This is a genomic window from Protofrankia sp. Cas8 (assembly GCF_963555845.1).
GTDB lineage: Bacteria > Actinomycetota > Actinomycetes > Frankiales > Frankiaceae > Protofrankia.
Map to the genome: position 1 here is coordinate 1,726 of NZ_CAUVXI010000228.1, position 7,241 is coordinate 8,966.

Sequence of the window (7,241 nt, forward strand, 5' to 3'; positions counted from 1 at the left end):
GATCGGCGATGTTCTCGACACGTTCCCCGGACTGCGGGACGCGGAAGGCGTGTTCGGCTACGACCCCGACGTGGACGATCCTGACGGCGAGGCGGCCATCAGGGAGGAGTGGATGAACCGCATGGTGGGCGGTCTCCTCCCGCCCCACGACAGCCACAACCATCGCCGGTACGACCTGGAGGTCATGGAGGTGTTCGGGCAGGGCATCTACGACCCCACCGATCCCCGTCACCCTCTGCGCTGGTTCGACCGAGACGACATGCGCGAACGGTGCGAGTCGGAGCTGGCCGTCGTCAGATTGCCGAAAGAAGAGCAGGACGCACGCGCCGCCGAAGCGCTCAACCGCATGTCAGAGTTGATGTCTCCAGGAACAATCAACAAATCGCGTTAGACGAAGCGGCTCACACGGGCAGCTGAGCGCGAGTCGCTTAACTAAAGCGCGTATCGAACCATGATCATGGGGTTGCGCGTGGGAGTTCATTGATCCAAATCATTGGGGCGCGGAGATTCTGATTCAGCACCCATGGCGATTCAAGCACGCCAGCGACAGTCAGCGGTCTCGTCGCGGTCTTCTGGTCGGTGCTCCAGCATTCTTCCAGGCAAGAATCAGCTCGGCAAGCGCATCTACCGCGAGTTGCGACTCTTCCGGGGTCATCGCGCCCGTCTCGATACGCTCCACGACCGGGCAGACAGCAGGCCGTTCGCCGGAGCCCCGTGAACGTCGCCGTCTCGCCGTTGTCAGCCGGCTCGCTGTTCGCGACGCCCGCGCCGCCGTCCTCAGGAGACCGTGCGCCATGCGCGGCTCTCGCCTCCCTCTGTCGATGGCCACCGCTGTCCCCGGGATGCCCTGCTCCACCCACGGTGAGGCACACGCCGCGGCATGCGGGCGGCGACACGAGAAGACCGACGCCAGGCTGGCGCTGCAGCTGGCTCGCATGCCCTGATCTCGCGACAGACGACCACGTTCGGACAACTTGGTAGCCACTGGGTGAGCCGACTCCGTCGATGGAGTAGGTCCTGTTCCCGTGCACCTCGTTCTGTCGGCGGACAGCTACCAGCATGCGGCCGGCGTAGAATCGAGCGAAACGAGCATGCCGATCGTATTGGAGGCCGTTCATGACCTTGCCCGCCCGACCCGAACCGCTCCACGACGAGACGTACCTGCCAGACGAGGACACCGGTGAGATCATCGACTTCCTGGCCGTGCTTCGCGACCGCGGCCGGCAGGCCGCCGACCTGCGGCCTCGGCTCACCGGCCCGGACGGACACAGCGTCGAGCTCCCCGAGCCGATGTTCAACGTCCTGCTGCAGGTTGCCGCGGCGATGAAGGCAGGCCTGGCCGTCTCGGTGGCACCGCACCACCTGACGATGTCCACCCAGGAAGCCGCGGACCTGCTCCGTATCTCCCGCACCACCCTGGTTCGGCTGCTGGAGAGCGGCGCCATCCCATTCGAGAAGCCCAGCCGCCACCGCAAGGTCCGCCTCGACGACCTCCTCGAGTACCGCCGACGCCAACGCCACGCCGCAGACCTCGCCTTCGCCGACATGGTCGCCGACACCGAGCGTCTCGGCCTCTACGATGTCAGCCCCGACGAGACCCGGGCGGCGCTGAAAGCCGCCCGCAAGAGGGCCGAAGGCTGACCAGATGTTCTCCGCGCTGCTCGACACCTGCGTCCTCGTGCCCAGCAGGGCACGCGACGTGCTTCTCGAGATCGCCAGCACCGGTGCCTACCGGCCGCTCTGGTCCCCCGAGATCCTGGACGAGCTCGAACGGACCCTGCGCACACTGCTCGACAAGCGCGGAACCCCACCAGAAGAAACCGACGCCTACCTCACCCGCCTCCTCCTACAGATGAAGATCGCCTTCCCGGGCGCGTCCGTGACCGGCTGTGAACGGCTCGTGCCGACCATCGAACTCCCCGACCCCGACGACCGACACGTGGTCGCCGCCGCCCTGGCCGGCCGAGCCGACGTGATCGTCACCGACAACCTCGCGGACTTCCCACCCAGCGCGCTGCCCGCGCCCCTGACTCGCCAGTCCCTCGACGACTTCCTCCTCGACGAACTTGACATCCACCCCGACCTCGTCGTCAAGGCCGTTCGTGCCATCGCCGCCAGGACCGGCAGATCCGGCCCCACGCTGACCGCCGACGACGTCGCTATCTACCTGCGCGCCCACGGCACCCCAGCATTCGGCGAACGCCTTCTCGTTGTACTCGGTCAGTCGGCGACGCCGGCTTCGTAAGTGACGTGGCCCCAGGCTCGGCGCATGTCTGGTCGTTCGCCCGCACCACGATTCCGCGATCACGGTCATCGGACCGGCAAAGGTTGTCAGGAACTACCAGGTCTGCGGAACGTGCGTTCGACTCGGTGGATGATGTTGCTGGCCTGGCGCTCACCGGGAATCGCCCCTGGTCAGGGCACGCGTGGAGACCGGGCGGATGGTGATTTCGGGGCCCTGAGCAAAGATCAAACGGTTCTTATTCTGGTGCGTTAGGTCCACCCTTTCTCTGATCATGCCCCCGACCTGGGCGACTGCGGTTCCTGATCTATCGCTTTAGATCCAACACTGTGGAACGGTGCTGGTCAGGACCTCGACAGCTGGTTCGAGCCCCGCCTGGACGACCACGTTGCGGCCATGCAAATCGCCTCCGCCTGGCGGAGGTACTGGGCAGCGGCGACTTCGGAGGACACCCGTGGTAGCCACAGGCAGCCGCTGGGCCAGCACCGAGAACGTGCGGGGCAACCTGTCCGCCGATGGCCTGGGCAGGGACGAATGGGACAGTCACGTCCAGCTGCCGTCCAGTATCGCGGTGGCACCGGCCGGGCGTCGCCGTTCACGTCAGGCGGCAGGACAATGCCCATCGCCCTGGACCACTTCATTTCCGTGGTCTCCTTGATGGACGTCCCTGATTCGGCGGAGATCATGGTTGACACGTCCTGCGCACGGCTGTTCGGCAACCTCGACGAGCTGGCGGCTACCTCGCGGCTGGTGGTGGACCGCCCGGCCGGCAGCAGGCACCCGCGGGTGCCGGAGGCCGTGTACCCCGTCGACTACGGCTACCTGGAGGGCACCGTGGCCGCAGAAGGTGATGGCATGGACGTCTTCCGTGGCAGTGCCGTCGGTGCTGGCGTGGTGGGATTCCTCGTGACGGCGGATCCGGGCAAGTGTGACGTGAAGGTCAAGGTTCTGATCGATTGCACCGCCGAGGAGATCGACCGTGTGCGGCGACTGCTCGACGACGTCCTGGGGATCGGGGGCCTGCTCGTGCGGCGGAACCTGGAGACCGCCACTGGCTCAGGCGGCCCGGCGGCTGGCGAAAAATCGGGTGCGCAGACGTGGCGGCAGCGGGGACGATGAGACGCCTGGTGCATGACAGGATGCTGAACGCCTTACCCGTGCGCTGACCAATGCGATCATGGATCTGCGGCTGCGAGCCCTCCTCACCCGACCGAACCGCCGCCACGACTATGCCCCCATGCTCGGACTCCGGGCGTGAATCTCGCGGCAAGCTGTCCGCGGAGTGGATCGAGCAACTCGGTGGCGCCGGCGACTGGGACGCATGACCAGATGCACCTCGTGCGTCGGACTGCTTCGCGACGCCTTGGGTCGCGACTGGGTGGTGGTTCGCGCGGCACGCAGGTTCCCGGTGGGCGTCGCGCATCAGGCGGTGCCTGAGTCGTGCGGTCGTGGCTGTCCTCTGGCGATAATGGCTATGTGACCGTCGACCTTCGTGACAGCCGGATCGCCGAGGTATGCCGGCGCTACGGTGTCGCTGAGCTGTCCGTCTTCGGCTCGGTGGCTCGCGGCGACGACACCGACGAGTCGGACGTCGACCTGCTGTACGTGCTGGCGCCCGACTCGAAGCTTGGCTTCGACATCGTCGATCTCCGAGATGATCTCCAAAAGATTGTCGGTCGTCACATCGACCTGGTTCCCAAGTCTCGGTTGAAATGGGTCATCCGCGACCGGGTGCTCGCGGAGGCTCGGGTCCTCTATGCGGCGTGATGAGCTGTACCTCGTCGACATGATCGAAGCCGCGGTCGCCGCGACGGCGTTCGTCCAGGATGTCGACGAGACCGCGTTCCTGGCGAGCGACCTGATCCAGAGCGCTGTTCTGCAGAAGCTCCTGGTGATCGGCGAGGCGGCCGGACGAGTCTCACCCGAGATCCACGCGCGCTGGCCGGACGTGCCGTGGCGGTCCGTCACAGGCTTCCGCAACATCGCCGTTCACACATACTTCGAGGTCGACTGGTCAATTGTGTGGCGAATCGCCACGACCGCGCTGCGCGAACTCCAGGAGCAACTGATAATGATCCTCAAGGCAGAGTTCCCGCTCGTCGCCAGCCAACTCGACCAGCCGCACTGACCACAGGCACATCCGCCCTGGGTGTGGACGTACTGACCGCCAGCCCCTCCTCAGCGCGCCGCGGCCGGAGCACAAACACATTCCGAGGCGGAGTAGGAACGTCGACGCGACCACGACGCCCGACGATCACGGTCACCAGACGGGCCGGAAGTATCCGGAACCGCCAGGTGTCCGGAACGCTTGTTCTACTCGGTAGACGATGTTCTGGTCGGCGCGGTCACTGGGCATCATCCCTGGCCGCTGGCCGCGTGGCGACCGGGCGGACGGTGATTTCAGGGCCGGCAACCAAGATCGACCGGCTCGCGATCGGCGTAGAGCGTCCAGGTGCCCTGCGGTTCGGCGTACCGCTTCCCTACGGTGATCGTCATGTCGCCTTGATTCGCTTCCCGGGTAAGGGCGCAGCACAGGCCGACGCGCTTCGCGATGTGCCACATGTGGGACGTGACGTACTGCGGCGCCAGATGCCGGCCGTCGGGGCGGGTGAACATCAGCCCTTGCAGGTGGACCGGCCGGCCGTGCTGGTCGGGCAGCGTTCCGTTGTCCCACCAGGTAGCGATCCGCTTGCGGTCCGCATCCTGGGCAAGACGATGCAGGGCGAGTGAATTAAGCGTGGTCGGGTCGAGGTCAACCTTCCGCCGGCCGGACTTGATCTTGGGCGCCCACACACCGAGATCCCCGCCCGTGTCGGTGATCTGCTGGCGGATCGTGAGGACACCGGCTTCATCGTCGAGGCCATCCCAGGTAGCACCGCAGGCCTCACCCCGTCGAAGGCCATGAAGGGCGATCAGCTCGTACATCGCCGACAACGGGTCCATAGCCGCCTCGTCCAGGAAACGGCCGATGTTGTGCGCTTCCCACGGCTCGATCTCTGCCTGGTCGTTCTCCGGCAGTTCGACCCCACGGCACGGGTTGAACCCGATCAGCCGGTTGTCCACCGCATCGTTCAGCGCGGTCCGCAACGTTCCGTAGATCTTCGCCATGGTCGACGGGCCGGCCAGCCGGCGGGCACCTCTCCGCGCAGACCGACCAGCGGGGACAGCCACGACCACGCCCTAGCCTCAGCACCGGAGTCATCGCGAACGCCATCCGGCACGCCATCGTCACACGGATGCGCGGCCCGCATGTTTTTTCGTGCCACGCACCTTTTAGTGCTACGCTGCCGGCATGGCACAGCGGACGGATCCAGATCAACCCCAGGCGGGCATGCGCCTGCGGGAACGCAAGCGGGCGGTGGTTCGCGCAGCGCTCAGCGACGCCGCGCTTCGGCTCGCCATCGAGCGAGGCCTCGAACACGTGCTCGTCGCCGACATCGCGGCTGAGGCCGGAGTGTCACCCCGGACGTTCAACAACTATTTCTCCAGCAAGGAGGAGGCCGTCGTGGCCCCCGCCTTCGACCGGACGATGCACGTCATCGCCGCCTTCGAGCAGCGCCCGGCCGCGGAACCCCTGTGGCAAGCCGTGACCCGGTCCATCGTGGCCCAGTTCCCTACCGACGACCCTCCCGATACCGCAACCACCAGACAGGCTCGGCTGATCGCGGAAAACCCCGGCCTCTGGAGCGAACAACTCAAGATGTACGCCACCATCGAATCCCTACTGGCCGACGCGATCGCGCGGCGACTGGGCGTCGAGCGACACGAGGACCTCCTTCCAGGCCTGGTCGCCGCCGCAGCCATCGGCGCCTCACGCGTCGCGTTCGACCACTGGTCCGCCGGCGCCACCGACAGCGCGTTGCGCTCGGCGATGACCCAGGCGCTCGACCAGACCGGCGCGGGCTTCCCCGACGCCACGAGCGGCCGGCCGTCGCCATGACGACAGCCGCTCGACCGCCGTCAGCTGGCCGACTTCGCTTCTACCGCGTCATGAACCCCGTCATGCGGTTCATGGTTCGCCGCGGCGCCGGTGGCCGGGGAGTCGACCTGCTCCGAGTCCTCCGCGTACGAGGGCGCACCACCGGGCGACTCTACGAAGTGCCCGTACGTGTCACGATCCTCGATGAACAGCGCTACATCATGACCATGCTCGGAGACGCCGAATGGGCCCGCAACCTGCGAGCCGCCGGCGGCGGAGAGCTAATCCTGGGCGCCTCCGTCGAACAGGTAGCGGCCTACGAACTCCACGGCGTCGACAAAACCACATTCCTGACCCGATGCTCCACCTATCCACAGTTCGAAAGCCGAGCCCGCGCCACACTCAAATTCGCCTTCGACCACCCGACGAAGCAGCTGAACCAGACCGACATCGCGCTACTCGCACAAGTCTGGTACGTCTTCCGGTTGGACGTTATCGACCCTCCCGAGAACAACTTCCGATAGGGCCCACCAGATCACCGACATCGCGACTGCGGTGGCCAACGCGTAGTGCAGGTCGGCGGCAAGCCGCTCCCCGGCGCTGATGCGGCCACTGGACCGTACCCGCTTTAGTGGACACTCGGTAAAGCTGCCCGATTGATCGGGAGCGCGAGATATGGGATCGACACGCCGTGCATGTACCGAGGAGTACAAGGCGCAGGCGGTAGCTTTCGTCGTTGATGGGGGCCGCTCGGCCGCTGAGGTCGCCCGGAACATCGGCGTCCACGAGATGACGTTGGGAAAATGGTTGAAGAAAGCACGGGACAAGGCCGAGGCGGCCCAGCCATCGGACACGGAGCTCACCGAGTCCGAACGAGCCGAACTGGTCCGGCTACGCGGCGAAGCCAAAAATGCGACGGCCACAATCGCTGAACTACGGATGCAGGCGGAGTTCGCAAAAAAGTAGCGACCTGATTCGCGAGCGAAAAGCAGCGACATTCGCTGCCATCGCGGACTGGGCTGCCTCCGACAAGTTCCCCGTCGCGTTCATGTATACCGAGCTGGCCGTGTCCCGGTCCGA

10 protein-coding genes are annotated in these 7,241 nt (G+C 66.1%); 9 read left to right on the forward strand and 1 reads right to left on the reverse strand.

The features are described 5' to 3' along the window. The 6 genes from U9977_RS23230 to U9977_RS23255 form a co-directional block, all read left to right on the forward strand. Positions 1-391, forward strand: a 391-nt coding sequence (locus U9977_RS23230; RefSeq protein WP_322751410.1) for a hypothetical protein, incomplete at its 5' end; no start/stop codon positions are given. 725 nt (positions 392-1,116) lie between these two features. After that, positions 1,117-1,641, forward strand: coding sequence for a helix-turn-helix domain-containing protein (locus tag U9977_RS23235; RefSeq protein WP_322751411.1), 525 nt, complete (start codon positions 1,117-1,119; stop codon positions 1,639-1,641). Between the two features lie 4 nt (positions 1,642-1,645). Next, on the forward strand, positions 1,646-2,245 hold the full coding sequence (locus tag U9977_RS23240) for a PIN domain-containing protein (protein WP_322751412.1): 600 nt from the start codon (positions 1,646-1,648) through the stop codon (positions 2,243-2,245). A 654-nt stretch (positions 2,246-2,899) separates the two neighbouring features. Continuing rightward, positions 2,900-3,361: an inorganic pyrophosphatase gene (locus U9977_RS23245; RefSeq protein ID WP_322751413.1), complete on the forward strand. Its 462-nt coding sequence runs from the start codon at positions 2,900-2,902 to the stop codon at positions 3,359-3,361. A gap of 357 nt (positions 3,362-3,718) precedes the next feature. Continuing rightward, positions 3,719-4,009, forward strand: a complete 291-nt coding sequence (locus U9977_RS23250) for a nucleotidyltransferase family protein (RefSeq protein WP_322751414.1) — start codon at positions 3,719-3,721, stop codon at positions 4,007-4,009. Further along, positions 3,999-4,370, forward strand: coding sequence for a DUF86 domain-containing protein (locus tag U9977_RS23255; protein ID WP_322751415.1), 372 nt, complete (start codon positions 3,999-4,001; stop codon positions 4,368-4,370). The genes U9977_RS23250 and U9977_RS23255 overlap by 11 nt, the downstream gene beginning before the upstream one ends. Before the next feature lie 272 nt (positions 4,371-4,642). On the opposite strand, the gene U9977_RS23260 is transcribed toward U9977_RS23255, so the two are convergent. Then, a complete protein-coding gene (locus tag U9977_RS23260) occupies positions 4,643-5,413 on the reverse strand; it encodes a hypothetical protein (protein ID WP_322751416.1) in 771 nt (256 codons plus the stop codon). A gap of 121 nt (positions 5,414-5,534) precedes the next feature. Here U9977_RS23260 and U9977_RS23265 point away from each other — a divergent pair, with 121 nt between their 5' ends. From U9977_RS23265 to U9977_RS23275, 3 genes are all read left to right on the forward strand, one after another. Further along, on the forward strand, positions 5,535-6,182 hold the full coding sequence (locus U9977_RS23265; RefSeq protein WP_322751417.1) for a TetR family transcriptional regulator: 648 nt from the start codon (positions 5,535-5,537) through the stop codon (positions 6,180-6,182). A 62-nt stretch (positions 6,183-6,244) separates the two neighbouring features. Continuing rightward, positions 6,245-6,685, forward strand: coding sequence for a nitroreductase/quinone reductase family protein (locus U9977_RS23270; protein ID WP_322751418.1), 441 nt, complete (start codon positions 6,245-6,247; stop codon positions 6,683-6,685). A 151-nt stretch (positions 6,686-6,836) separates the two neighbouring features. Further along, the gene (locus U9977_RS23275; protein WP_322751419.1) at positions 6,837-7,127 is read left to right on the forward strand and encodes a transposase; all 291 of its coding nucleotides are present in this window, start codon (positions 6,837-6,839) and stop codon (positions 7,125-7,127) included. The last annotated feature ends 114 nt before the right edge of the window (positions 7,128-7,241 follow it).